The 24,805-nt window shown below is 57.8% G+C and carries 24 protein-coding genes and 3 pseudogenes; 17 read left to right on the plus strand and 10 right to left on the minus strand.

All coding sequences use genetic code 11. From position 1 onward, the window contains the following. Window positions 1-61 precede the first annotated feature (61 nt). The 3 genes from hisI to dksA are packed head-to-tail and all read left to right on the plus strand — an operon-like array spanning window position 62 to window position 2,259. Complete coding sequence (gene hisI, locus ACF8MI_RS04730) at window positions 62-475, plus strand: phosphoribosyl-AMP cyclohydrolase (protein WP_060501304.1); 414 nt, start codon at window positions 62-64, stop codon at window positions 473-475. Next, window positions 472-1,818 carry a dihydroorotase gene (locus ACF8MI_RS04735; protein WP_392517383.1) on the plus strand — a complete coding sequence of 449 codons (1,347 nt, stop codon included), beginning with the start codon at window positions 472-474 and terminating at the stop codon, window positions 1,816-1,818. Before hisI ends, ACF8MI_RS04735 begins: the two co-directional genes overlap by 4 nt. Before the next feature lie 36 nt (window positions 1,819-1,854). Continuing rightward, the gene (gene dksA / locus ACF8MI_RS04740; protein ID WP_104834852.1) at window positions 1,855-2,259 is read left to right on the plus strand and encodes an RNA polymerase-binding protein DksA; all 405 of its coding nucleotides are present in this window, start codon (window positions 1,855-1,857) and stop codon (window positions 2,257-2,259) included. Window positions 2,260-2,340: 81 nt separating this feature from the next. Here dksA and ACF8MI_RS04745 read toward each other — a convergent pair. Continuing rightward, window positions 2,341-2,730, minus strand: a pseudogene (locus ACF8MI_RS04745) (AMP-binding protein); the annotation flags it as partial. On the opposite strand from ACF8MI_RS04745, the gene ACF8MI_RS04750 reads away from it, so the two are divergent. Further along, window positions 2,689-3,597: an aldehyde dehydrogenase family protein gene (locus ACF8MI_RS04750; protein WP_233458176.1), complete on the plus strand. Its 909-nt coding sequence runs from the start codon at window positions 2,689-2,691 to the stop codon at window positions 3,595-3,597. The pseudogene ACF8MI_RS04745 and the gene ACF8MI_RS04750 overlap by 42 nt on opposite strands. A 239-nt stretch (window positions 3,598-3,836) precedes the next feature. On the opposite strand, the pseudogene ACF8MI_RS04755 reads toward ACF8MI_RS04750, so the two are convergent. The 3 genes and pseudogenes from ACF8MI_RS04755 to ACF8MI_RS04765 form a co-directional block, all read right to left on the minus strand. Then, window positions 3,837-5,104, minus strand: a pseudogene (locus ACF8MI_RS04755) (tyrosine-type recombinase/integrase). 334 nt (window positions 5,105-5,438) lie between these two features. Continuing rightward, complete coding sequence (locus tag ACF8MI_RS04760; RefSeq protein ID WP_186723060.1) at window positions 5,439-5,900, minus strand: type II toxin-antitoxin system YhaV family toxin; 462 nt, start codon at window positions 5,898-5,900, stop codon at window positions 5,439-5,441. Beyond that, a complete protein-coding gene (locus tag ACF8MI_RS04765; protein WP_186723061.1) occupies window positions 5,900-6,217 on the minus strand; it encodes a type II toxin-antitoxin system PrlF family antitoxin in 318 nt (105 codons plus the stop codon). Before ACF8MI_RS04765 ends, ACF8MI_RS04760 begins: the two co-directional genes overlap by 1 nt. 362 nt (window positions 6,218-6,579) lie before the next feature. On the opposite strand from ACF8MI_RS04765, the gene hchA reads away from it, so the two are divergent. The 6 genes and pseudogenes from hchA to ACF8MI_RS04795 all read left to right on the plus strand — a co-directional run bounded on the left by hchA (window position 6,580) and on the right by ACF8MI_RS04795 (window position 10,854). After that, window positions 6,580-7,458, plus strand: coding sequence for a glyoxalase III HchA (gene hchA / locus ACF8MI_RS04770; protein WP_200928486.1), 879 nt, complete (start codon window positions 6,580-6,582; stop codon window positions 7,456-7,458). Continuing rightward, window positions 7,455-8,195, plus strand: a complete 741-nt coding sequence (locus ACF8MI_RS04775; protein ID WP_200928485.1) for a PA1136 family autoinducer-binding transcriptional regulator — start codon at window positions 7,455-7,457, stop codon at window positions 8,193-8,195. The genes hchA and ACF8MI_RS04775 overlap by 4 nt, the downstream gene beginning before the upstream one ends. Next, complete coding sequence (locus tag ACF8MI_RS04780; RefSeq protein ID WP_200928484.1) at window positions 8,185-8,955, plus strand: SDR family oxidoreductase; 771 nt, start codon at window positions 8,185-8,187, stop codon at window positions 8,953-8,955. Before ACF8MI_RS04775 ends, ACF8MI_RS04780 begins: the two co-directional genes overlap by 11 nt. 245 nt (window positions 8,956-9,200) lie before the next feature. Then, window positions 9,201-9,470, plus strand: a complete 270-nt coding sequence (locus ACF8MI_RS04785; RefSeq protein ID WP_200928483.1) for a hypothetical protein — start codon at window positions 9,201-9,203, stop codon at window positions 9,468-9,470. Between the two features lie 299 nt (window positions 9,471-9,769). Then, window positions 9,770-10,472: pseudogene (locus tag ACF8MI_RS04790) on the plus strand (acetoacetate decarboxylase). 16 nt (window positions 10,473-10,488) lie between these two features. Next, window positions 10,489-10,854, plus strand: coding sequence for a putative quinol monooxygenase (locus tag ACF8MI_RS04795; protein WP_392517384.1), 366 nt, complete (start codon window positions 10,489-10,491; stop codon window positions 10,852-10,854). Between the two features lie 94 nt (window positions 10,855-10,948). On the opposite strand, the gene ACF8MI_RS04800 is transcribed toward ACF8MI_RS04795, so the two are convergent. From ACF8MI_RS04800 to prpR, 5 genes are all read right to left on the minus strand, one after another. After that, complete coding sequence (locus ACF8MI_RS04800; protein WP_200928480.1) at window positions 10,949-12,715, minus strand: acyl-CoA dehydrogenase C-terminal domain-containing protein; 1,767 nt, start codon at window positions 12,713-12,715, stop codon at window positions 10,949-10,951. Window positions 12,716-12,775: 60 nt separating this feature from the next. Continuing rightward, complete coding sequence (locus ACF8MI_RS04805) at window positions 12,776-14,437, minus strand: cation acetate symporter (protein ID WP_392517387.1); 1,662 nt, start codon at window positions 14,435-14,437, stop codon at window positions 12,776-12,778. Next, the gene (locus tag ACF8MI_RS04810; RefSeq protein WP_200928478.1) at window positions 14,434-14,760 is read right to left on the minus strand and encodes a DUF485 domain-containing protein; all 327 of its coding nucleotides are present in this window, start codon (window positions 14,758-14,760) and stop codon (window positions 14,434-14,436) included. The genes ACF8MI_RS04805 and ACF8MI_RS04810 overlap by 4 nt, the downstream gene beginning before the upstream one ends. Window positions 14,761-14,845: 85 nt before the next feature. Beyond that, window positions 14,846-16,441 carry a long-chain fatty acid--CoA ligase gene (locus ACF8MI_RS04815; RefSeq protein WP_392517385.1) on the minus strand — a complete coding sequence of 532 codons (1,596 nt, stop codon included), beginning with the start codon at window positions 16,439-16,441 and terminating at the stop codon, window positions 14,846-14,848. Window positions 16,442-16,688: 247 nt separating this feature from the next. Further along, window positions 16,689-18,644 (minus strand): propionate catabolism operon regulatory protein PrpR, encoded by a 1,956-nt coding sequence (prpR, locus tag ACF8MI_RS04820; RefSeq protein WP_200929469.1) that lies wholly within the window; start codon window positions 18,642-18,644, stop codon window positions 16,689-16,691. 196 nt (window positions 18,645-18,840) lie between these two features. Between prpR and ACF8MI_RS04825 the strand changes: the two genes are divergently transcribed. The 6 genes from ACF8MI_RS04825 to ACF8MI_RS04850 are packed head-to-tail and all read left to right on the plus strand — an operon-like array spanning window position 18,841 to window position 23,285. Beyond that, entirely contained in the window at window positions 18,841-19,899 is a 1,059-nt protein-coding gene (locus ACF8MI_RS04825; RefSeq protein WP_200928476.1) for a phosphotransferase family protein, read from the plus strand. Beyond that, window positions 19,896-20,279, plus strand: coding sequence for a DUF6285 domain-containing protein (locus ACF8MI_RS04830; protein ID WP_200928475.1), 384 nt, complete (start codon window positions 19,896-19,898; stop codon window positions 20,277-20,279). Before ACF8MI_RS04825 ends, ACF8MI_RS04830 begins: the two co-directional genes overlap by 4 nt. After that, window positions 20,269-20,982: a histidine phosphatase family protein gene (locus ACF8MI_RS04835; RefSeq protein ID WP_200928474.1), complete on the plus strand. Its 714-nt coding sequence runs from the start codon at window positions 20,269-20,271 to the stop codon at window positions 20,980-20,982. The genes ACF8MI_RS04830 and ACF8MI_RS04835 overlap by 11 nt, the downstream gene beginning before the upstream one ends. 25 nt (window positions 20,983-21,007) lie before the next feature. After that, complete coding sequence (locus ACF8MI_RS04840) at window positions 21,008-22,183, plus strand: acyl-CoA dehydrogenase family protein (protein WP_200928473.1); 1,176 nt, start codon at window positions 21,008-21,010, stop codon at window positions 22,181-22,183. Next, window positions 22,180-22,959 carry an SDR family NAD(P)-dependent oxidoreductase gene (locus tag ACF8MI_RS04845; protein WP_186723076.1) on the plus strand — a complete coding sequence of 260 codons (780 nt, stop codon included), beginning with the start codon at window positions 22,180-22,182 and terminating at the stop codon, window positions 22,957-22,959. The genes ACF8MI_RS04840 and ACF8MI_RS04845 overlap by 4 nt, the downstream gene beginning before the upstream one ends. A gap of 14 nt (window positions 22,960-22,973) precedes the next feature. Next, complete coding sequence (locus ACF8MI_RS04850) at window positions 22,974-23,285, plus strand: monooxygenase (RefSeq protein WP_186723077.1); 312 nt, start codon at window positions 22,974-22,976, stop codon at window positions 23,283-23,285. 51 nt (window positions 23,286-23,336) lie between these two features. On the opposite strand, the gene ACF8MI_RS04855 is transcribed toward ACF8MI_RS04850, so the two are convergent. Continuing rightward, window positions 23,337-24,329 (minus strand): NAD(P)H-quinone oxidoreductase, encoded by a 993-nt coding sequence (locus tag ACF8MI_RS04855; protein WP_200929468.1) that lies wholly within the window; start codon window positions 24,327-24,329, stop codon window positions 23,337-23,339. Window positions 24,330-24,495: 166 nt separating this feature from the next. Between ACF8MI_RS04855 and ACF8MI_RS04860 the strand changes: the two genes are divergently transcribed. After that, window positions 24,496-24,805: LysR family transcriptional regulator (locus ACF8MI_RS04860; protein WP_392517386.1), on the plus strand; the 310-nt coding region annotated here is incomplete at its 3' end.

Below are 24,805 nucleotides of genomic sequence, written 5' to 3' on the forward strand. Positions count from 1 at the left end.
AGCGGCGTGATCTGCTAAGCTGTAGGTGTTATAACATAACATTTTAGGCAGGTTGCAAACCATGTTCCTTACGCTTGAACAGGCAGAGGCGGGTAGCCGCTTCGCCTTGACCGATGTGCTTCGCCACATACCCTGGAACGCCCAGGGGTTGATCGCTGCCATCACCCAGCAGCATGACAGCGGCGAAGTCCTGATGTTGGCTTGGATGAACGAAGAGTCGCTGCTCGAAACCCTCGAAACCCGCCGGGCCTGCTACTGGTCGCGTACCCATGGACGCCTGTGGCGCAAAGGCGAAAGCTCGGGGCATGTCCAGCATGTACACGACGTGCGGCTGGACTGCGATGGCGACGCGCTGTTGTTGCTGGTGGATCAGACAGGTGTCGCCTGTCACACAGGGCGTCGCAGCTGTTTCTACAACGCGATCCAGGGTGATCAAGTGGTGGTGACGGGCAACCCCGCCGAGGTGGGCGCATGAGTCAAGTCATCATTCGCAACGCCCGCCTGGTCAATGAAGGTGCCATACAGGAGGCCGATGTACTGGTCGCCCATGGCCGTATCGAGAAAATCGGCCGCAGCATCGCGGGCGTCAATGCGCCGCTCGAAATCGATGCCCGGGGCCAATGGTTGCTCCCCGGCATGATCGACGACCAGGTTCATTTTCGTGAGCCTGGCGCTGCGCACAAGGGCACCATGGCCAGTGAGTCGCGCGCAGCAGTGGCGGGCGGTATCACCAGTTTCATGGACATGCCCAACACCAACCCGGCCACGCTGGATCTTGCCGCCCTGCACGACAAGAAAGCCCGCGCCGCCAGCACCTCGGTTGCCAACTACGGTTTTCATTTTGGCGTGAGCAAGGACAACCTCGATACCGTGGCGGCCCTCGACCCGCGCGAAGTGGCGGGGGTGAAGGTGTTCATGGGCGCCTCCACCGGCGACATGCTGGTGGACGACCCGCGGGTGCTGGAACGGCTGTTCGCCAGCGTGCCGACCATCCTCCTGGCGCACTGCGAGCACACCCCGTCGATCCTGGCCAACGAAGCGCGCATGCGTGAGCGCTACGGCGATTTCATCCCTCCAGCCATGCACCCGATCATTCGAGATGCCGATGCCTGCCTGCGCTCTTCGAGCCAGGCGGTGCAGCTTGCCAAGCAATTCGGTACCCGTCTGCACGTGCTGCACCTGACCACCGCTCAGGAGCTAAGGCTGTTCGAAGCAGGGCCTTTGCAGGGCAAGCAGATCACTGCCGAAGTGTGCGCGCATCACCTGCTGTTCGACGACCGCGACTATGCTAGGCTCGGCCACCTGATCAAATGCAACCCTGCCATCAAGACCCAGCAAGACCGTGACGCGCTGCGCCAGGCACTGCTGTGCGACCGTATCGATGTCATCGGTACCGACCACGCCCCCCACACCCTGGCGGAAAAGCAGCGCCCTTATGCGTCGGCGCCATCAGGGTTGCCGCTGGTGCAGCATACGCTGCCCGCGCTCTTCGAACTGGTGGAGGAGGGCGTGTTGACGGTTGCCCAGCTGGTGCGCAAGACCAGCCATGCCGTCGCTGACCTGTTCGCCATCGAGGCGCGCGGCTACCTGCGTGAGGGCTACTGGGCAGACCTGACGCTGATCGAACGATTGCCCGAGCCCCGTGCCGTCAGCCTCGACCCGGTTCTGGCGCACTGCCAGTGGACACCGTTCGTGCACCACCGTTTCCAGCACCGCGTGGCCACGACTTTGGTTTCCGGGCAACTGGCCTGGCATGAAGGCCGGCTGGTCGAGGGCTGCCAAGGTTTGCCGCTGGCGTTCAACGCCCGACGCGGCTGATCGCCCTCTTTTTTCATTGACCTGAGCGCACCTGCAATGACCGAACAAGAGCTGCTGTCCCAACCTGAAGACGCTTACATGGACGCTGCGCAGCAGTCGTTCTTCCGCGAGCTGCTGCATGCCCAGCGCAAAGAGCTTCAGCAACGTATCGCTGAAGAATTCGAAGTGATATGTGACTTCGAACCCACTAGCGATCCTTCCGACATCGGCACTGCCGAGGAGCATCGCCAGTGGCAATTGAGGCTGCTGGAGCGGGAGAAGAAGCTGCTGGACAAGATCGACGAGGCCCTGGAGCGCGTCGCCCGTGGCGAGTATGGCTGGTGCAAGGAAACCGGCGAACCGATTGGCCTGAAGCGTTTGCTGCTCAGACCGACCGCCACGTTGTGCGTGGAGGCCAAGGAACGCCAGGAACTGCATGAGCGGCACATGCGCGACGATTGAGCGTGTGGATTTTTTAGTGGGAATGATTTGCGTTAATTTTATATTGTTGCGTTAACGCAGGTTCCCATGCACGTCTTGTCATCGCTTATCCCGATAGGCGATTCGTATCCCGATCGAGCCGACGTAGCGTTCGCCATGGGGAGGATTGACCGAGGAGGCACAGGCGCCTTCGGTGAGGCCGTAGCCTTCGAGAATCTTCACCCCGGTCCGCTGCTCGAACTCGCGGAAGAGCTCGACCGGCATCGGTGCGGCGCCACACAACGCATAGCGCAGGCTGGACTGATCGCGGCCCGACAACTCGGTCTGCAGGAGCGCGGCATAAACGGTGGGAACGGCGGAGAAGAAGTTGATTTCGAAGTGTTCCACCATCTCTCCGAATCGGGCGATCACGCCCTCGCCACGGTAGCCTTGCGGCGTGCCGAGAATTACGTGGTCGCCGAGGGTCCAGGGCATGAGGCCCGTCACCAGTTCTGGTCGGTGACCTCGGCCTATGACCGCTCGGCGGTCCTGCGCCGTGGCGCTGCGCTGGTGCGCGAGCGACATGAGCACATGGCCCATTGCATGACCCTGGACCAGGGCAAACCCTTCGCCGAATCCACGCTGGAGGCGAAAAGCGCCGCCGACCATATCGAGTGGTACGCGAAGGAGGGGCGCCGTGCCTACGGCCGCATCGTGCCGGCTCGCAACCCGGCGGTCCGTCAGTTGGTGGTACGTGAACCGGTCGGCGCGGTGGCGGCCTTCACACCCTGGAACTTCCCGATCAACCAGGCGATGCGCAAGATTGCCGGCGCGCTGGCCGCCGGTTGCAGCATCATCATCAAGGCCCCCGAGGAGGCTCCCGGCTCCGTGATCGAACTGGTGCGCTGCTTCCACGATGCCGGTGTACCCAAGGGCGTGCTCAACCTGGTGTTTGGCATTGCGGCGGAAGTCTCCGATTACCTGATCCGTTCGCCGATCATCCGCAAGGTGTCGTTCACGGGCTCCACCGAAGTGGGCCGTCAGCTGGGCGCGCTGGCCGCCGAACACCTGAAGCTGAGCGAGGAACCGTTTGGGCCGGTAGCACCGCTGCTGCGCTTTGACGACCCGGACAGCGTGATCCGCCAGGCCAACAGTCTCGAGTACGGCCTGGCAGCGTTTGCGTTCACTGCATCGCTGAAAACCGCCACTGAGTTGGGCAATCGCCTGCAACGCGGGATGGTGTCGAGAAACCACTTCGGTCTGGCACTACCGAATACACCGTTTGGCGGTATTAAAGCCAGTGGCCACGGAAGTGAGGGTGGAAGCGAAGGCCTAGATGCTTACCTCACTACCAAGTTCATCAGCCAGGTCGGTTGCTAATCGAATTGGAACCGTGTGCAGCATGCACAAGACCAAGCACCTTATGGCTTGAACGCCTGTGCTGACAAGTCAGCGCTTGCTAGCGGAGTACTTTGAGTCCAGAATCGAGGCTATTCCTGTTTCCGGTAAACAGGAAAAACCTTAGATTTCAAGGGCTCGCAAGCCCGGTGCGAGTCTCGTTTCCCGCTTCGCACTCATCGTTCTCAACAGTGCTTCAACCCCCGCATGCGCACCTGAACTTACTTAGCCAGTGCAGCATTTTTGCGTAACCGATCTAAGTAATCCGTCCATTGCTGTGCGGCCTCCCGACGCTGCGGCAGCAATTGCGCGCGGGCATACACGGCACCCAGTGCACCTGGCATGCGGTGCGATAACGACAACTCCAGTACAATCGGATCGATACCTAAATGCTCGTGAGCGATAGTGCGGTAGGTGGCGGGGAAACCGTGCGCAGTGATGCGGTATTCCGGCCAGATCCGCTGGTAGGCCTTGGCCAGGGATGTGGCGTCCACTGGATAGCCTGGGTAGACCGGCGATACAAAGACCCAGCCATTGCCCGCTTCATCCACCACCCGCCGTTCATGTAGTTCACGCAACAGCACAAGGGCTTGCTCCGGCAGCGGCACGATGTGTTTGCTCTTATCCAGATGGCGTGTTTTCCCTACTACATAGCGCCAGTCGGCGCTGACCAGATCGATGTCTTCCCAACGCATTTTCACCAGCTCGCCGGGGCGCACCGGCAGCATGACCAGCAAACGCATCGCCATGCTCACGCTGCTCGGGCTGAGCTCATCCAGACGAAGCAGAAGGTGGCCCAAATCGGCTGGACGTTCGATCGCTGGATTACTGGTCACCACATGGCGAACCTTGAGCTCTTCGGTGTTGCTCAGGGCCACGTTACGCTCCACCCAGCCGCGGCCCTCAGCGAAACCGAGCACGGCACGGATGATGGTACGCACGCGCTTGGCCATGGCCAGTGTGCGTGCTCGGCGCAAGGTAGCGATGATCTCGATGATGTGGTCCAGTTTGATCTCGCTGACGGGAATGTTGCCGATCGTGGGCAGGATGTGATTGTTCAAAGCGCCGCGAAAGCCCGCGAGGGATTTGCTCACGAGGTCGTGTGACTTGAAGGCCAGCCACTGTTCGGCGACGTAACTGAATGAGCGTTCCTCATTAAGTAGCTGCTCGGCGATTTTCTTGCGTTTGGCCTTCAGCGGGGGCGACGTGATGAGCTACGTTCTGGCGCGCGGCTCGGGCCAGGTCGCGGGCGTCTTTCAAGCCAATGTCGGGATAACGGCCAATCGCGTACACGTTCTCCTTGCCGTTCAGGCGATACCTCCATCCGCCAGTATTTTGCTGCAGGCTTGTTCGACTTCTGCGAGGCCTGAACATGCAGGTAAAGACCGGGTACCTCGCCGTCGGCGTACTTGCCGGGGTCAGCAATGGCACGCAAGAAGGCATCGCTGAGTTTAGGCCGCAATGCAGGCGTGGGGAGGGAAGTCGTCATGTGCGGGTACTTTTTTTCGAAACGGAAAAAGTATCCCAAAATATACCCGCAGGCGTATTGGAAATGAGCGGAATACGACGAACGGCCTTGGATGTAGACTCAGGTTAAGATACTGATTTTATTGATTTTTGCGGATCTTGATGGAAGTCGGTCACAAGCTATCGGGATCCCCAAAGAACATTTGGACATTCATATAAATCAAATGGTTATGAATGGGAAATTGTATTTGTACCCGCAGATTTACCCCTTTTAACAGCAGCTACGAGTGGATTGTAGTGGACGCAACAAGGAGGGATCGGTTTCAAAGATGCAATCCCTCACCCACTCGCGCAATTTATGCTTTGGGCTCGTCCCAGTCGCTACGCGTCGCAGCAGTCAGCGCATCCCAGTCATCAGGAGGGTTGCCGCGGCCCAGCATCTTCTCGAATATGGCGTAGGGATCGGATTTGCTGCCTGCGGAGCGTAGGGTGTTTTCGTCGTTGACCCATGCATAGACGATGACCTTGGATCTTGAGTCGTAGCGAAAGAACAGCCGAAAGCGCCTGCCGATTTTTGCACGGCGCCAATGTCTGTAGGCAGTGCCCAGCGTATTGCCTTGACGGAACTCATCACGGCCTGGGTCGGCAGGCACAGCCTCCATGATCAGATGGCTCAATGCCCGAAACAGCTTGACGTTGGCGTTGCTCTCAAAACCTCGCGGATCGTTCTGCTCGGCCCGGGCGGCGGCTTCTTGCAATTTGCGTAGCTGTAAAGTCACACCTTCATGGAACAACAGTGTCCAGCCATGTCGCAGCATCAGATCGCGACCTCACCATCGATATCTTCGTCCAGGTTTACGGAGTGGTTTGCGTTGGCGAGCATGGTTTGCGCCAAGTCTTCCGGCAGAGTGGTCAGGTTGCGGCCGCCTCGGATATCAGCCTCCAGCAAACCCAGGAACGCACCGATGGCAGGGTCTTCGTGGGTGGTTTCTACGCGGCTGACCACGATTTCACCCTCGCGTACGTCGAATGCAATCTTGCCACCAGTGTCAATGCCCAAAAGCTGGCGTATGGATTTGGGCAGTGTGACCTGTCCCTTCGAGGTCAACGTGGCGATTTCGTGGATGGCAGGCATGAGTGTTCTCCCGGATGTATTGATCGGATGGTAAGGAATAATCCTTACTCGGTCAATCTTGGTTTTCTGCTGATCAAGCATAGGCGGGGAGGACGCCTAATAGCGCCGCAAGATGGAGTTACACCACTTCCAGGGACACGATCCCATCTCTCGACTGCCCTGCATGAGATCGACTATCCCAAGGTACAGAATGAAGATAGGGCCATCGGTCGGGGTTTTTCACCCGCCTTGCCGTTGCACTAAAATTTTAATCTGAATCTCAGTTGAGGAGCTGCACGGTTAGGGGAAAACCCTCATTGCTGACGGGATGGGCGGGCCCCTAGCATGATCATCGTATTTTGCCAGCCACGACGGAGTAAGCTATGACTAATGCACAAGCTGAAGACAAGCGCCCAACCGAAGACCCCGCAGAGGACAATGCGTTTTTCCCCTCGCCTTATTCGCTAAGCCAATTCACTTCGCCAAAATCCGATCTCAGTGATGCCGACTATCCTGATCCCTATAAAGGTGGCCGGTGGAAGGTGCTGGTCATCGGCGCTGACGAGCGTTATTTGTTAACCGATAATGGCACCATGTTCTCCACAGGCAATCACCCTGTAGAGACGCTACTGCCGATGTACCATCTGGATAAAGCAGGGTTCAAATTCGACATTGCGACCTTGTCCGGCAACCCGGTCAAGTTCGAGTTCTGGGCGATGCCATCTGAAGACGTCGAAGTGAAGGGGCTATACGCTAAATATCGCGATAAGTTCAAACAGCCTAAAAAACTGGCTGAGGTAATCGACCAGGCATTAGGTGACGACTCCGACTACATCGGCGTGTTTATTCCTGGTGGCCACGGCGCACTAATCGGGTTGCCAGAAAGCGTCGATGTAAAAAGGGTGCTTGAGTGGGCGTCCAGGAAAGACAAGTTTGTGATTTCGTTGTGCCATGGACCCGCTGCGCTTATCGCTGCAGGTTTGGGTGAGAGCCCAGAGAGCTATATTTTCAACGGGTACAAAATTTGTGCGTTCCCTGACGACCTGGATGCGAAAACGCCGGACATTGGCTATATGCCGGGGCACTTGACCTGGAAGTTTGGTGAAAAACTAAAAGCGTTGGGCCTTGAGATCATCAACAAAGATATATCTGGAGCGGTGTATAAGGATCGTAAATTGCTGACCGGCGACAGTCCGTTGGCGGGTAACGCTCTGGGCAAGCTGGCTGCGGCTGAACTGTTGAAGGAGGCTGCAGAGCAATGAAATCCGGTCTAGCCGATGCTGCTATGCAAGTCGTCTTGGAAATAGAGCGAGCTTCGATGCTCTCGTTGATCGAAGATGCTGTTCGTGTCTTCGCCAAGCGCTTCGGCTATGACCGTTTTGTTCTTTTCTCTGTTGCCCCATCAAGGGATGACCTGGTCGATCGTATTTTTTGGGTGGAGGGCAATTGGTGGGAAGATGGCCAAACGGTTGATGCCAAAACATACGTCAGACGTTGCCCTGTCACCCGTCATATTTTGGAGGCTCGAGAACCGTTCTTCTGGACGAAAACCCACTGTGTGACAGGGGACAGTTATCGGGTGGTCCGGCGTCCGATTGGGCCTGGACCACACGGACTGCAGGTGCCGGTGTTCGGCCCTCAAGGACTGGAGGGGGCGATGAGTCTAGGTGGCGATAAGGTAGATAGCAGCCCCGACGCTCGCTTGGTATTGGCTATGGTGGCCACCGCTGCTTTCAATGCCGCTCACAGATTGCTGGAAGCGCCCCACACTGAAGGTGTCCGACAACTTTCCGTTCGCGAGCGCGAGGTGTTGACTTGGACGGCAGCGGGTCGACGGCATGCTGATATTGCGGCGACGCTGGGCTTGTCGGAGCGTACTGTGGAGAACCATCTTCGTGCGGCGCGGCGCCGTCTTGGTGTCGCTACCACTGCTCAAGCGATCAAGATCGCCATTCGCAACGGCGACCTTGGTGATAGTCGAGACCAACATGATGGTTAAAAAAGTGTTGGTGACAGGCGCGGCAACCGGTTTTGGAAGAGGCGTGGCCTGGGCGTTGTCGGAGCGTGGGCACAAGGTGATCGCTGGATGCCAGATATGGCCGCAGGTGTGGGAGCTGCGTAACGCTGTATTGTCGGCCGGGATTGAGATGCAAGTTATTAAACTTGATGTCCTCAACGAGATTGACCGCAAACATGCGCTGGCAATCGAAATCGATGTTCTGTTCAACAATGCAGGCATCATGGAGTCAGGTCCCATTATCGAAATACCTATGTCAGTGTTTCGTTCGGTTTTTGAGACCAACGTATTTGCCGCTCTTGAGTTGGCGCAAGGCTTTGCTCGGGTGATGGTCCAGCGCGGCTCTGGGCGGATCGTCTGGACGTCGTCGGTGGCCGGCTTGGTCAAAGTGCCTTTCGATGGAGCGTATGCCGCCTCCAAGCACGCGGTCGAAGGCATCTGCTCGGCAATGCACGATGAACTGATGCCCTACGGTGTCCAAGTAGTGACGGTCAACCCAGGTGCCTACCGCACGGGCTTCAACAACACGGGCATGGAGAGCATGGATCAGTGGTGGGATCAGGGTGATAGGGTTGTCGCTCATTGGCCGGTGCGTGAGCTCAATCGTCAACATGATCCTGCCGAGATGATCAGTGCCATCATTGCGGTGATTGAACAGGACAAGCCCAGATATCGTACTGTTCGACCAGCCAGTGCTGAAGAAATGGTGAAGAAAGAGCAGTCAGACGTATGGAAACGATAGCCTCACTGAAATAGCCCAGGATGCTGTAGAAAAATTGGAGGCGCTTGAAATCGGCATTGCCCAATATATCGGCTGATGAATCGAGGAGTTTAAGATGCAAGCATCCGTAGACATCGCTAAGCACTTTTTCTCGCGGTATAACGCTCATGACCTTCAAGGCATGTTAGCCTGTTTCTCTCCAGAGGGTCGAGTTGATTATCTGCCCATTGGCCTGGAGGGGCGGTGGGTGTTGCTGGCCTTGAAATATGGGGGCACTGATTGATGCAATTCCCGATTTGAACAATCAGGTGAATGTACACTATATGGATGAGCGCGCACAAGCGATTGTAGTCGAAGTGACTATTCGCGGTACTCAGGCGAAAGATGCTTTCGGCATTGACAACCTGGGGCGCAGCTTCGAGTTACCACATGTCTTCATTCTTGGACTTAATGATGATGGCCTAATTCTGGCGATGAAGGCCTATTGGGATAACGTCACGTGGTATCAAGCCCTAGGTAAAAAGAAAATTAGCTAACTGCTCATAATAAATATCACTCAACTCAGTTGAGGAAGCAATTCCTCTAGCGCTGTAGCGACTAGCTGTTTCTCAACTATCGCTTGGAGGCAACAGTCATGAACTGTCCAGTTGATTTTTCACGCAGGCAGGTTTTACTAACGGCAGGCATCGGGCTTGTGGCAGCTTCGTCACCCTTGCTCGCCCAGTCGCTCAATGGCACACAGCACTCCAGTCGCTCGTCGGGCGGGCTCTATCTTCCGAATTCTGCCGCCGGCACGCCATGGACGCCTGAAAGCGTTCGTCAAAAGGCTTATGCGATGCCAGTAGTTTCGCCGGCTTACCCGCAACCACCAAGTTGGTTTCTGGAACGCCCGTCGCTGACGATAACTTATCGCACCGATATTGAACTCGCGCGGGCAATGGTGCCTGAACCATTGATGGTCAAAGACCCGCTCGTCAGCCTTTCATTCCTTTGGATGGTTGCGCCCGGGATCGGTGACTATTACGAGTTCGCCCAGAGCATCGCTTGTTTTCTGGGTGACGAGGCTGTCAGTTTTCGCCCGCTCATGGTGGCCGAGAATGTCACCGCCATCATGCTGGGCCGCGAGGTCTGGGGATTGCCCAAGAAATACGGCCATCCTCGTGTTGGGCAAAACAATGAATCTTATGTCGGCACGCTCGAGTACGACGGCACGTTGGTGGCCAGGGCCAGCATGGCCTACAAGTACCAGGAGGTCGACTTGGCGCAAGCAGCGGCGGCCATGCGCACCCCCCGGGGTTGTTCTCAAAGTCATTCCCGATGTGGACGGCAAGACAGCGCGTATTGCCGAACTGGTGAGGTTCGAATATTCGACGGTAGAGCTCAAGGAAGCCTGGACGGGGGCCGCGAGCCTCGAGCTGTTCGATCACGAGGCGGTCCCGATCGCCGCGCTGCCCGTTCGCGAGATCGTGTCAGTGCGCCATACGCTAGGCAACTTCATGCTGGCGCCCGGCAAGGTCGTGCACAACTATCTCAAGTAACAGCGGATGGCGGTCGTTGGACGAGGCTTGGCTGCGATTCAACCCCCGGCTGCGTCACCCAATTTACTTCCACGCAGAGAACCCGTCGATGTCTACGTTGTATGTCACCGCCAGCTTCCTGGTGAAAGCCCAAGGGCTCGAAACTGTGCTCGAGGTGTTGACCACTTTGAGCGAAACTACCTTGCAAGAGCCGGGTTGCCTGGACTATGGCTATTATCAGTCGCTGGAAAATCCCTTGCAGCTGACATCCTTCGAAGTCTGGCAAGACGAAGAAGCCGAAGCGCTGCATTGGCGAACCGAACACCTTCAGGCCGCGTTGCGTCGGGTTTCCGGATCGCTGCAGGGTCCGGCGCAGGTCACCCAGTATCGTCGCGTGTGCTGAGTTGGATGATGGCGTTGGAATTTCACGGCCCTGGCCCGCCGGGGGCGGCCATCCAGGCCAGCCCCCGGCGACGCTGCGCTGCAGCGCCGATCTCTCAGAACTGTTCGGCGTCCAGCACGTAAAGGCAGGCACTTCCCGCGCGAGCGACACTGATCAGGGACTCGATGCGAGGTAACAGGCGGTCGAAGTAGAAGTGGGCGGTGGCCAGTTTAGCTTGATGGAAACTGTCTTCCTTTCCGGTAGCGGCCCGTGCCATGCGTGCCCACATATAGGCGTAGGCGGTGTAACCGAAAATATGCAGGTAGTCGACGGCTGCGGCACCTGCCTCGTAAGGGTTGGTCCTGGAAATTTTGATCAGATAATGGGACAGCGCCTCCAGTTGCCCTAGTGCTTCCAGCAGGCGGTGGCTGAAGGCTTCCTGCGGCATTTGCGCCACGAAGGCGCGTATTTCTCCGGCAAAAATATTAAATAGCGTGCCTTCATTGGTCAGAACTTTACGTCCCAGCAAGTCCAGGGCCTGGATACCATTGGTCCCCTCATAAATCTGCGAAATGCGTACATCACGAACAAGCTGTTCCTGACCCCACTCGCGGATGTACCCATGCCCACCGAAGACTTGCTGGCCGTGTACGCAGCTTTCCAAACCGGTGTCGGTGAAGAACGCTTTTGCGATTGGGGTTAGCAGGGCGACCAGTCCTCCCGAGCGGGCGCGCTCCGTCGCCACTTCGGAATATTTGGCAATGTCGAGGTGTTGACCAAGATAGGTGGCGAATGCTCGCCCCCCTTCAGTCAGCGCCTTCATGGTCAGCAGCATGCGCCGCACATCAGGGTGGCCGATGATTGGATCGGCGGCTCTGTCATGTTGTTGAGCCCCTCCAGGTGCGCGACTTTGCAGCCGTTCACGGGCATAACTCACTGCATTCTGGTAGGAGTTCTCGGCGCATCCAATGCCCTGAACACCTATGGACAGCCGTTCGTAGTTCATCATGGTGAACATTGCCGCAAGGCCTTTGTTGGGTTCGCCCACCAGCCAGCCGACCGCACCGTCGAAGTTCATTACACAGGTGGCCGAGGCCTTGATGCCCATTTTGTGTTCGATGGAGCCGCAATGGACCTGGTTGCGCTCACCCAGTGATTGGTCCGCATTGACAAGCACCTTGGGCACCAGAAATAGCGATATGCCTCGGGAACCGGTCGGAGCGTCGGGCAGTTTGGCCAACACCAGGTGGATGATGTTTTCAGTAAGGTCCTGCTCTCCACCGGTAATGAAAATCTTGGTGCCGGTGATGGCGTAGCTGCCGTCTGTGTTCGGCTCGGCCCGGGTTCGAATCAGCCCGAGGTCGCTGCCGGCATGAGCTTCGGTGAGGCACATCGACCCGGCCCAGCGCCCTTCGTACATGGCCGGTAGATAGGTAGCCTTCAGTGCTTCGCTGGCATGCGCGTCGATGGCCAGGCAGGCACCGGCAGATAGCGTGGAGTAAAGGGCGAAGCTGGCATTTGCGCCATACATCATTTCTTCGAACTGCACAGAGAGCATTTTCGGCATGCCCATGCCGCCATACTGCGGATTGCCCGCCAACCCGATCCAACCACCCTCGCCATAGATGCCGTAGGCATCGCGAAAGCCGTTGGGGGTAGTGACTTCGCCGTTGTTCCACTGCGCACCTTGTTCATCGCCGCTGCGGTTGAGTGGGGCAACCAGTTCGCGGCTGATTTTTGCTGCTTCTTCAAGAACCGCGTCGGCGATATCGGCGTCGATTCGTTCGGCCAAGGCGGGTAGCCGTTGCCACAGTGCGGGTGCGTCAAATACCTCGGTGAGCAGAAAGCGCATGTCGCGCAGTGGGGCATTGTATTCGGGCATTGATTGGACCTCTTGTTGCGGTGGCGGGTAGGGCCTTGGCGGCAACGCTTACCCGATGAGTCAATGTTCGCTGGCGCCAGCGATGCCCACGCCAGTCTGAGCTCGGACCATTTGATCGTCGAAGCCCTGATGATCGAGCGCTGCTCTGGCGCTGTGGTCGAGCTTGGAAACCAGCACGATGACCAGGAACGTCATTGGCATGGCGAACAGTGCAGGGTGGTCGTAAGGGAAGATGGCGTGTTCGTGCCCTAGAACAGTGACCCAAACTGTCGGCGACAAAATCACCAGGCCCAGCGCGCTGAGTAGGCCTGTCACGCCGCCGTAGATGGCGCCTCGTGTGGTCAGCCCCTTCCAGTACATCGCCATGAGCAGCACAGGGAAGTTGGCCGAGGCGGCAATGCCGAACGTCAGGCCGACCAGAAATGCGATGTTCACTTGCTCGAACAGGATGCCGAGCGCGATCGCGAGCACGCCCAGAGCAACCACCGCCGCACGTGAAACCAGCATCTCCCGGGCTTCACTGGCGACGCCGCGCTTGATGACCATGGCATAGAGGTCGTGGGAAATGGCGGATGCCCCGGCCAATGTCAGCCCTGCGACCACCGCCAGAATGGTGGCGAAGGCAACAGCGGACAAGAAGCCAAAGAACAGATTGCCGCCGACAGCCTTGGCAAGGTGCATGGCCACCATGTTGTTTCCGCCCAGGATCACTCCGCCAATCTTGCCGTCGACGTAGTAGGCAGGGTCTGTGCCGACGATGACGATGGCGGCGAAGCCCAACACACAGACCACCACAAAGAAGTAGCCGATGAAGCCGGATGCGTAGAACACCGATTTTCGTGCTTCACGGGCATCGGGCACGGTGAAGAAACGCATCAGGATATGCGGCAGGCCCGCAAGGCCGAACACCAAGCCCAATGCCATGGAGGCGACATTCAAGGGGTTTGCCAACATGCCACCGGGCGCCATGATGGCCCAACCGCCGGAGTGGCTCTCAATTGCGCGGCGCGCCAGTTGCTCCAGGCTGAAGTCGAAGGGCGCCAGGGCCAGTAGCATCAGAAGGGTCCCGCCCACCAACAGCAGGATCGCCTTGGTGATCTGCACCCATGTCGTTGCCAGCATGCCGCCGAAGATGACATACACCAGCATCAGCAGCCCGACGATGACCACCGCCACGGAGTAGTCCAGGCCAAACAGCAGTTTGATCAGCTGACCTGCGCCCACCATCTGCAATAGCAGGTAGCAACACACCACCGTCAATGAGCCGCAGGCTGCAAGCACACGTATTCGACGTTGATCCAGGCGGAATGAAACGATGTCTGCGAAGGTGAAACGGCCGAGGTTGCGCAGGCGCTCAGCCATCAGGAACGTGAGGATTGGCCAACCGACGAAGAAGCCGGTCATGTAGATGATGCCGTCGTAGCCTTTGCTGAACACCATGCTGGATAAGCCCAGCAGGGTCGATGCCGACATGTAGTCACCGGCAATTGCCAAGCCATTTTGCAGGCCGCTGATGCCTCCGCCTGCTGTGTAGAAGTCGCGGGTCGATTGGGTTCTTCTGGCCGCCCACCACGTGATGACCAGCGTAATGGATACGAATAACAGGAACATGCCGATCGCATTCAGGTTCACACCGGGTTCTGTAGCGACAACGGTGGACGCGTACACGGGTTGCCAAGGCAAGGCGATGACGGCAAGCAAGGCATGGATGGGCTTCATCACTGGCACTCCTCGACGATCTTCGCACTGAGTTTGTCGAAGTGCGTGTTGGCACGGCGCACGTACCAACCGGTCAGCAACCAGGCCATCACTATCAGCAAGATCGCAATGGGGATACCTGACGACAGGTGGCTGCTTTGATGCAGGGGTATCTGCAGTAGCTGCGGCCGACAGGCGGCAACTGCCATGAACGAGAAATAGGAACAGAGCACCAGCGCACTCAGCCCCCATGTAAGCCTTGAGCGGGCATTGATCAATGCGATGAACCCAGGGTTTTCCCGGATTCGTTGGTAGTGCTCGGCCTGTGAGACAGTGACCTTGTTCATGGCGCCTCCGTTTTATTGTTGTAGGGCTACCTGTTGGCTCACCAGCAGGCGAGCCAATTAGCGCGGTGCGTAACAGGGTGTCGGGTCAAGGCCAGACGTAATGGTCGAATTGCTCGCGCAAGGTCTTTTTACTCACCTTGCCAGTGGCGGTATGGGGCAGTTCGTTCAGGTACTCGCTTGCATCGGGCAGCCACCATTTGGGAATTCGCCCTTCCAGGAATGCGATGAGCTCATCGTGTCGAGGGACTTTTTCGGGATGCTTCGGCACAACGATCAGCAAAGGACGTTCGCTCCAACGCGCATGCGGTACACCAATGACGGCCGCCTCCGCGATCAACGGATGAGCCGTTATCGCGTTCTCGATCTCGACAGAGGAAATCCACTCGCCGCCAGACTTGATGACGTCCTTGATGCGGTCGGTGATTAGCAGGTACCCGCGCCGGTCAATGGTTGCCACATCGCCGGTATCGAACCATACGTGCGAAGCAGGCTGGCCGAAGTAGCCACTGCATACCCAAGGGCCACGTACCTGCAACGAACCGGAGGACTGGCCGTCGTGGCTCAGCGCATTGCCGGCCTCATCGACGATGCGCATCTCGACGCCGAACAATGCCTGGCCTGACTTGAGCACTTGCTGGCTACGGGGCTCTTCTGGCAACACGTCGTACCATGGCTGATGGCGGTTGTAGCTGCCCATCGGGCTAAGTTCGGTCATGCCCCAACCATTTTCCAAGGCCACACCGTGACGCCCCATGGCATGAATCAGCGAAAGTGGACACGCCGCGCCACCGCTGACGGCACGTTTCAAAGTAGGAATATGCTCGCCCTGGGCATCGAGATAGGTCGAGATGTTGGACCACAAAGTGGGTACAGCCAGGGAGAAACTCACGTGCTCCTGATTGATCAGCCTGACCATGGCTGCAGCATCGCCGACTCTTGGCCCCGGCAGCACCAGTTTCGCTCCCACCATTGCGGCGTTGTATGGCATGCCCCAGGCATTGACGTGGAACATGGGGACCATCGGCATTACAACATCGAGGGCACGCAAACCAACATTGTCCGCCATGTTTTGCGCCATGCCGTGCAGGACGGTACTGCGGTGACTTGCCAGCACGCCTTTGGGGTTTCCCGTTGTCCCGGAGGTATAGCAAAGCCCGCTGGCGCGGTTCTCGTCCAGTTCTGGCCAGTTGTAGTTTTCATCGGCGTCTGCAATCAGCTTTTCGTAACTGAGCAGGTTGGGAAGCGTGCTGTCCGGTATCTCATCCCATGGGCACAGGGCAACGTACCAACGTACGCGATCCAGCTCGGGTTGAATGCTTTCCAGCAAAGGAATGAACTGCAGATCGACGAACAACACATCATCTTCAGCGTGGCGAATGATGTAGCTGATCTGTTCTGGGGACAATTTGGGGTTGATGGTATGGCAGATTCGCCCCGAGCATGGAATCGCGTAATGCAGTTCGAAGTGCCGATGATCGTTCCAGGCCAGGGTGCCCACCCTCGCATCGTCAGGGCAACCCAGTGCGTCCAACCCATCGGCTAATCGTCGTGCTCTGGCAAAGGCGCTGGCGTACGTGTATCGATGTACTCGGCCATCGGCGAAGAGAGAGACAATCTCGGTATCGGCAGCAACCATGAGTGCCTGCCGCATGACCGCGGCGATACTCAGGTTGAAGTTCATCATCATGCCTTGCACAGGCACCTCCAGCCTTGTTCTTCTTGAGGTTCGAGGCTGGGCGCGCGAGGGCGCCGAGCTTGGAATGAGCAAGGAGCAAGGGGTGTGCCAATTTTTAGATCAATCTAGATTTAATAAAAAATCTATAAAAATCATTTAGTTATGATTTTCGTTGGTTTTGCTGGGCTCGGCAGGTCCAGGTAACCGGATTTCAGAGTTGAATCGGATTTCAAGGTTGCAAAGGCGCAGACGCTTAACTTTTTTCATCCTTGAGGCGCCGCCACAGGGTCGTGCGGCTGATGCCAAGTCGCTTGGCGGCTTCATCCATGTCACCCGCGCAATGAGCCAGCACTTCCCGAACTCGCCTTACTTCTTCGGCGCGACTGTGGCTGCGCAGGTCCTGGCTTGTCATGGCTTGCAATGTCGCATGCGGGGCCGGCTCGAACAGTTCGTCGAACAAGGCCTGTAACAGCCGAGGGTTGTCCTGGCCTTGCAGTGCACTTGCTGACAGCGCCGCACGCTCGACGATGTTTTCCAGCTCTCGAATGTTCCCTGGCCAACTGTGCCGCTCCAGTTGAGGCATGAGCCTCTCGAGCAGGCTGCTGGACGATTCAGTGGCCGAGCTGTGTCCCGTCAGTTTGTCCAGAATTGACCTGGCAAGCATTGGAATGTCGCGGGAGCGTTCGCGCAGGGGTGGCATGGTCAAGCGCAGGATGTTGAGGCGATAGTAGAGGTCTTCGCGGAAACAACCTTCGGTGATGCGTTGGCGAAGGTCCCGGTGGGTGGCAGCGATTACCCGGATGTCTACCGGTGTCGGCTCTGCCGCCCCCAGGCGTAACACCTCACGTTCTTGAAGCACGCGTAGCAAGCGCGTTTGCAAGGTGACCGGCATATCACCGATTTCATCGAGGAACAGGGTCCCGGTGTGGGCGTTTTCTATCAAGCCAGCCTTGCCACCCTTGCGCGAACCTGTGAAGGCACCTTCCTCGTAACCGAACAGCTCACTTTCGAGCAATGTTTCAGGGAAGGCTGCGCAGTTGATTGCAACGAAAGGGCCTGCCTGGCGTTGGCTGGCGTTATGTATGCTTTGTGCCAGTAGCTCCTTGCCCGTCCCGCTCTCTCCGTGAATCAACACAGTGGCGTCGGCCTCCGCGTAGTGGCGGGCAAGCCCCAGCATGGCCTGGAACCCGGCTGTGTCTCCAAGCATTTGTTCAAAGTGATAGCGAGCCGTGAACTGCTTGGGCTTCACCTGACTGCGGATACGCCGGTCCGCGCGTTGGATTGCATTCGCTTCCTGACAGGTGATGACGACCCCGTCGGGCTTGTCGTTTTCGATGATGGGCGTGATGTTCGCCGCCAGTGTCCGGCCCGCTGCTTTCAGAATCCGGTTTTCCTCGCTTTCACCACTGCAAAGTACCGCCGTTATATCCAGGCCCGGGATGACCTCGGCGAGCGGGCGTGCGCGTGCCCACTCGCTGGAAATACCGAGAAGTGTGGCCATGCGTGGGTTCAGGGACTGAACGAGCCCTTCAGCGTCCACCGCGACTACGCCATCGGACAAGTTGCGCAGTATCGAATTGAGGCGCTGTTGTTGAACCAGGCTCTGCTGGCGACTGCGGCAGATGGCCAATGCATCTTCCATGGCGCGCCGCACTGTGTCGGTGTTCAGCGCCAGTACACCCTGTGCGCCCACCGACTCGGCAAGTTCAACGGCGGTGGATGAGCCTACCACCACTCGGTATCCATCATCGACCAGGCGGTGTACCTGCTGGCGAGCCTCTTCATAGCTGGTGTAGGTGGCCTGGCGGATATCGACGGTAAAAAGCGATGACATCGCTTCAAGCTCTGGATGAGCGTGCTGGAAACTGAGAATACCGACCTGGGTGGCTTGGGCGCGGGCGAGGTCCAAGGCTCGGATGAGGTCATACTCGCCCATGCGAATCGACAGGATGGCCGTTGCGATGTGCTGCCTCAGGTACTCGGAGGTTGCGCCCGAGCAGATGATGACGTCCACATCCCCTCTGGCCTCCAACTCAAGGCCTGTGCTGCGCAGTTCGCCGACCGTGGTTTCGACAATTTCGACGCGCGCACGGCCGGCATAGTCGGGAATCACCTCTTCGACTATTCGCGCCATGCGGCTGAGCCCCTCAGGCAGACGAAGGTGGGTAATCAGGGCAACCACCTTGGGAAAGTACTCTCGACCACGCATGATTGAACACTCGACAATTTTTTCCATGTTGAAACAGAAATTTCAGGTCTGCAACGAGGAACATGCTTCGACAACTGCTGATTCAATCAATAAGCTCGATAACTAATTGATTTAAAAGAATAAATTAAAATTTATCGTCATCTGGCCCAGCTCTTGCTCAGTGGCTTTGAGTCATTAGAGCGAGTTCGATATTGCGATGAACAGCATTCCCAACCCACGCCCCGCAGATGTTCGGGCCAGTATCCCAGATGCGTACCCGGCACTTGCGCGATATTTGCAGCAACAACTCGGCGCCGATCTAGTGAACATAGATCAGGGCCAGCGCCTTTCAGGTGGCGCCATTCAGGAAAATTGGCTACTGAACGGCACAGTCCAGTTTGGGACAAACACATTCGTCGACAGCTGGGTCCTGCGAACCGATGCCGCTTCGTCCGTGGCCGTCAGCATGAGCCGCGCAGAAGAGTTTGCGGTGTTGGCCGCCGTTCACACTGCTGGAGTCCGCGTACCAGAGCCGCTTTGGTTATGCGAAGACGCCTCGGTTATAGGCCGCCCGTTCTTCATCATGCGTAAGTTGAATGGCATTACCAACGGCCATCGGCTGACATCAGATCCAGGCCTTGATCCGAAGCGCGACGAACTGTGCAGATCGCTTGGTCTGAATCTCGCCCAACTGCATCAGATCCGTCCGCACCACCCAATGCTGGCGTTTCTGGCGCCACCGGCCGCTGACCCCATACAGGCCAGCATCGACCAGTACCGGCGGTTTCTGGATGCATTGCCCGACAACCATCCGGTCGTCGAATGGGGGCTTCGATGGTGTGAACTCAACAAGCCCGCACCGTTGCCTGCCGGGCTGATCCATCGTGATTACCGCACTGGCAACTTCATGGTCGAGCAAGGCCAGCTCAGCGGCATCCTGGATTGGGAGTTCACCGGTTGGGGAGACCCCCGTGAGGATATTGGCTGGTTCACAGCCCGTTGTTGGCGCTTTGCCCGGCGAGACCGTGAGGCGGGCGGTATAGGGGACATCGACGCCTTCCTGGCCGGCTACGCGTCTGTATCCGGTTACTGGGTGAGTCAAGAAGAGCTGCGGTACTGGCAACTGATGGCTCATCTACGTTGGGCGGTCGTGGCGCTGCAGCAAGTGCAGCGGCATATCTCCGGCCAGCAGCCCTCTCTTGAATTGGCGCTGACTGGCCATCTGCTGCCCGAACTCGAACATGAGATCCTGGCCCTCAGTGGAGAAACCGTATGAACGCTAGCAACGTCAGCGCGATTGACCTGTTGAACACGGCCCGACATGTCCTGATCGACGACCTTTTGCCCTTGCTGGGTGAGGCGAACCACTACGAATGCAGAATGATTGCCCGGGCCATGTCAATCGCTGCCCGAGAGATCGAGCTGCGCGCAGAAGTCAGCGCACTTGAATCGAATGTCCTGGGCGAAGTCATGGGGCGCCATGGGCTGTTGAAGCTGACACCGGCCCATGCGCGCCACTTGCTGGTCGGTTTCATCAGAAAAGGTGTTTTCGATAATGCCGACTCTGCGCAGTCCAACATGCTTGAAGCCCTGAGACAAATTACCCATGCACGACTGGCCATCAGTAATCCGAAGGTTGCGTGCCATGGCAAATAGCATCGGGGTCAAACGACGACGCTGTTATCTGGTTCGTCATGGCCATGTCGATTATTTCGACGCACAAGGCCGTCCTTTGGACCCGCGCTCGGTGAGTCTCTCCGACCAAGGTGCTTTGCAGGCGAGAGCGCTTGGCGTGGTGATGCACGCAACTGCGTTGGATCGCGTACTGGTTTCCGATTATCCGCGGGCGCAGCAAACACTCGACCTCGTGCTGATGGGGCGAGCGCTGAAGGTTGAATCCACGCCTGCGTTACGCGAAATCAGAGCCGGCCGTTTGCGTGAGATACCTGAGCCATCCATGCAAGAAGCCATCGTGGGCGCCTATCGCAATGCCGCCGAGCCTGATGCCACGTTCCTGGGCGGCGAACGCTGGAGCGATTTCAGCCAACGCGTGCTGGACAAGTTTCACGCAGTGCTGAACGAGGATGGCTGGGAGTCGCTGCTGATCGTTGCCCATGACGCCGTCAACCGCATCGTCCTGGCATGGGCCGCTGGTACAGGCCTGCCAGGGATTGCGGCTTTCGAACAGGACACCGCGTGTCTTAATGTCATCGACATCGACGGGGAGGGCGATGGCTCATTCGCCGCGATCATCCGCGCGCTCAATGTCACGCCCTACGACCCAGGCAAGGTAGGTATTCGCGACACCGTCCTAGAGAACCTTTACCGCCACATTCGCCCGGGCAAGCCATTGGCCTGACTCAGGACTATCCGAGGAAACAACAATGAACTTCGCATTTCCCGATGATCTGATTGCGCTGCAGTCGCGTGTCCGAGAATTCATCCTCAACGACATCATTCCCATGGAAGCTGACCCTCGACAAAGCCCCCATGGCCCGTCGGAAGAACTTCGGCACGCGCTCGTCGAAAAGGCGCGTGCCAAGGGCCTGCTGACCCTGCACGCTTCCCGCGAGATGGGCGGGCAGGGCCTGAGTCACGTTGAAAAGGCTGTAATCTTCGAGGAGGCCGCCTACTCACCCTTGGGCCCCACGGCGATGAATATTCATGCGCCCGACGAAGGTAACATCCACCTGATGGAAGTTGTCGCCACCGAAGCGCAGAAAGACCGCTGGTTGAGGCCCCTCGTACAAGGTCACATTCGCTCCTGCTTCGCCATGACCGAGCCTGCGCCCGGGGCAGGTTCTGACCCTTCCATGCTTGCCACCACGGCCGTCCGAGACGGTGACGATTACATCATCAATGGCCAGAAGTGGCTCATTACCGGCGCTGAGGGGGCAGGCTTCGCCATCATCATGGCCCGGACCGAAGACGGTAACGCCACGATGTTCCTCACCGATACGAACCAGCCAGGCTTCATTCTCGAGCGAATGATGGACTCCCTGGACAGCTGTTTCACCGGTGGCCATGCGGTGCTGCGTTTTGAAAACCTTCGCGTGCCCGCTTCCCACGTTCTAGGTGAAGTCGGCAAGGGCTTCCGTTATGCCCAGGTGCGACTGGCGCCGGCGCGCCTGACCCACTGCATGCGTTGGCTGGGCCAAGCGCGTCGTGCTCATGATGTGGCCTGCGCCTACGCCAAGCGGCGCGAGTCCTTTGGCAAGCGGCTGGGCGACCACCAGGGGGTGGGCTTCATGCTCGCCGACAACGAAATGGACCTGCTCACCACACGCCTGACCATCTGGAACTGCGCCTGGGTGCTGGACCAGGGCGCACGTGGCAATTTCGAGTCGAGCATTGCCAAGGTGGTGAGCTCGGAGGGCATTTGGCGAGTGATTGACCGCAGCGTGCAGGTTCTGGGCGGGCAAGGGGTTACCAGCGAGGCGATCGTCGATCGGATTTTCCGAGACGCCCGCGGTTTCCGCATCTATGACGGCCCTAACGAAGTCCATCGCATGAGCCTTGCACGAAAAATCCTGGACCGTGTCGTCGGAGGTGAACAGTGAGCGCTCTCGTCTCCAAACTCTTTGACCTGACCGGTAAGCGTGTGCTCGTGACCGGTGCATCCAGTGGGCTGGGTTTGCATTTTGCCAAGACCTTGGCTTCGGCAGGTGCTCGTGTTGCGGTTGCGGCTCGGCGCGTCGATCGCCTTCATGACCTGGTAAGCGGCTTGCGTTTCGAGGGGCACGACGCAAGAGCCTACGCGCTGGATGTGACTTCGCGCCAATCGGTGATCGAGTGCATCGACGCCATCGAAGCGGATTTTGGTGGGCTGGATATCGTGGTCAACAATGCCGGCGTAAGCGATACCAAACGCGTGCTCGATTACGACGATCAGGATTGGCAAGCCATTTTAGATACCAACCTCAAAGGCGCGTGGATCGTGGCGCAGGAGTCGGCCAAACGGATGGTCAAGGCCGGGCAGGGGGGGAGTGTGATCAATATCACCTCGATCCTCGCAAGCCGCACCGGAGGAGGTGTAGGGCCTTACTGTGCGGCCAAGGCAGGGCTTAGCCATTTAACCCGATCACTCGCGTTGGAGCTGGCACGTCACGGAATACGGGTGAACGCGCTTGCGCCTGGGTACATCGCTACGGAAATCAACGACGCGTTTCTTACCAGTGACGCCGGTGAACGGTTGCGTGCGCGTATACCCAGTCGTCGGTTTTGCACGAGCAGTGATCTTGATGGTGCCCTGTTGCTCCTGGCCTCTGAAGCTGGGCGTGGCATGACGGGTGCAGAGATCATTGTCGATGGCGGTCACGCCTGCGCGGGTCTTTAAAAGGAGTTGCTACGATGATTACGGCAGTGGTGCGCATTCGCCTTCCTGAAGGGCTTGAGTTGGCGGCAGCCAAGGACATTTTCAAAAGCACAGCAGTGCAATACCAAGCTGTGCCCGGGCTTGTCAGGAAATACTATTTATTGGCCGAAGATGGCCGCTCTGTAGGCGGCGTCTATTTGTGGGAGTCGCGAGAACAGGCGCTGGCGCAATACACAGATGAGTGGAAAGCTTTTGTTGAGGGCAAATACGGAACACCGCCGAGCGTTGAGTTGTTCGAAACCCCGGTGGTCGTGGACAATCTATTGAACAGGGTGGTGGTTGCGTAGAGGCTCAGCTAAAAAAGATGACGCTGCCTTGAAGGCAGCGTCATGCTTGAGTTAGGTTTTCGTTGACACGTTCAAGACAACCTTGCCGATGTGTTGTCCAGACTCCATGAGGGCATGGGCCTTGTCTGAGTCCGAAAGTGGAAATTCTTTGTAAAGCAGCGGCTTTATGGTGTTGTTCTTGAGGTGTGGCCAGACGTGCTGCTCAAGCTCCGCCAGAATGCTGGCCTTGTCGTCATGGGTTCTTGAACGCAAGGTCGAACCGATATGAGTCAGGCGCTTGACAAGCATTGGGAAAAGATCGACGTTGGTTGCGGCGCCTTTGATGACACCAATTTGCACGATTCGACCGTTCATGGCGGCGACCCGGAAGTTTCGCGAAACATAGTCGCCGGCAATGATATCGACAATGACGTCAACGCCCTGGCCGTTAGTGCCCTGCATGACTTCATCGACGAAGTCCTGTTCGTTGTAATTTATCGCCACATCGGCCCCCAGGTTCTGGCTTGCAACCTGCTGCTCTTTATTGGCGACGGTTGTGAACACTTTAGAGGCGCCAAAAGCCTTGGCCAGCATGGTTGCGGTGGTGCCGATGCCGGAGGCGCCTCCGTGGATAAGTACCGAATCGCCTGCTTTGAACTGACCGCGTTGAAAGAGATTGACCCATACCGTCATGAAGGTTTCAGGAACAGCCGCAGCTTCCTGCATGGAAAGCCCAGCTGGCAAATGTACAACCGTCCGCTCATCCGACACGGCGTACTCGGCATATCCACCGCCTGGAACCAGCGCCATGACCTTGTCGCCGGCAGAGAAGCGCGTGACTTCATCGCCTACCACCGCGACCACGCCTGAGATCTCCAAGCCAGGAATGTCGGAGGCTCCGGCGGGCGGGTCGTAGAGCCCTTTGCGCTGAAGAAGGTCTGGTCCGTTTACGCCCGCTGCATGAACTTCGATCAGGACATCACGAGGCCCCAGCGTCGGGACCGCTCGCCGGGTCGGTTTCAAAACCTCCGGGCCACCAGGCCGGGTAATTTCAATAGCCGTCATCTCAACGGACGGCTTGCTGTTGGTTATGCTCATGGAATATTCCTGAAAAAGAGTGAAAGCCAGCCAACACGGCTAGCGTGAAATCAAGGGTACGAAAGTGTTGAGCCTGGGGCGCGCGGCGTTTTTGCGACGCTCTGTTGCAGTTGTTCTTCAAGGAAAAAAGCTTATGAACTGGGATGATGCACGGGTCTTGCTGGCGCTTGGGCGAGAGTTGACGTTGCGCCGCGCGGGGCGCGTGCTTCGGATTGACCAAGCGACGGTGGGAAGGCGGATTGCCGCGATGGAGGAAGATCTGGGATCTACTCTGTTTCTGCGCACGCCCACGGGTTATCAACTGACCGCCATCGGAGAAGTGGCATTCGAAATGGCGGAGAAAATGGAAAGCGCCGCCATGGAGTTGGCTCGTCGAACACGTGGAGCCGACCAGGAGCAAGCGGGGGAAGTGCGTTTATCTACAACGGACTCACTGGCCTATG

The organism is Pseudomonas sp. yb_9, assembly GCF_043103635.1.
GTDB lineage: Bacteria > Pseudomonadota > Gammaproteobacteria > Pseudomonadales > Pseudomonadaceae > Aquipseudomonas > Aquipseudomonas monteilii.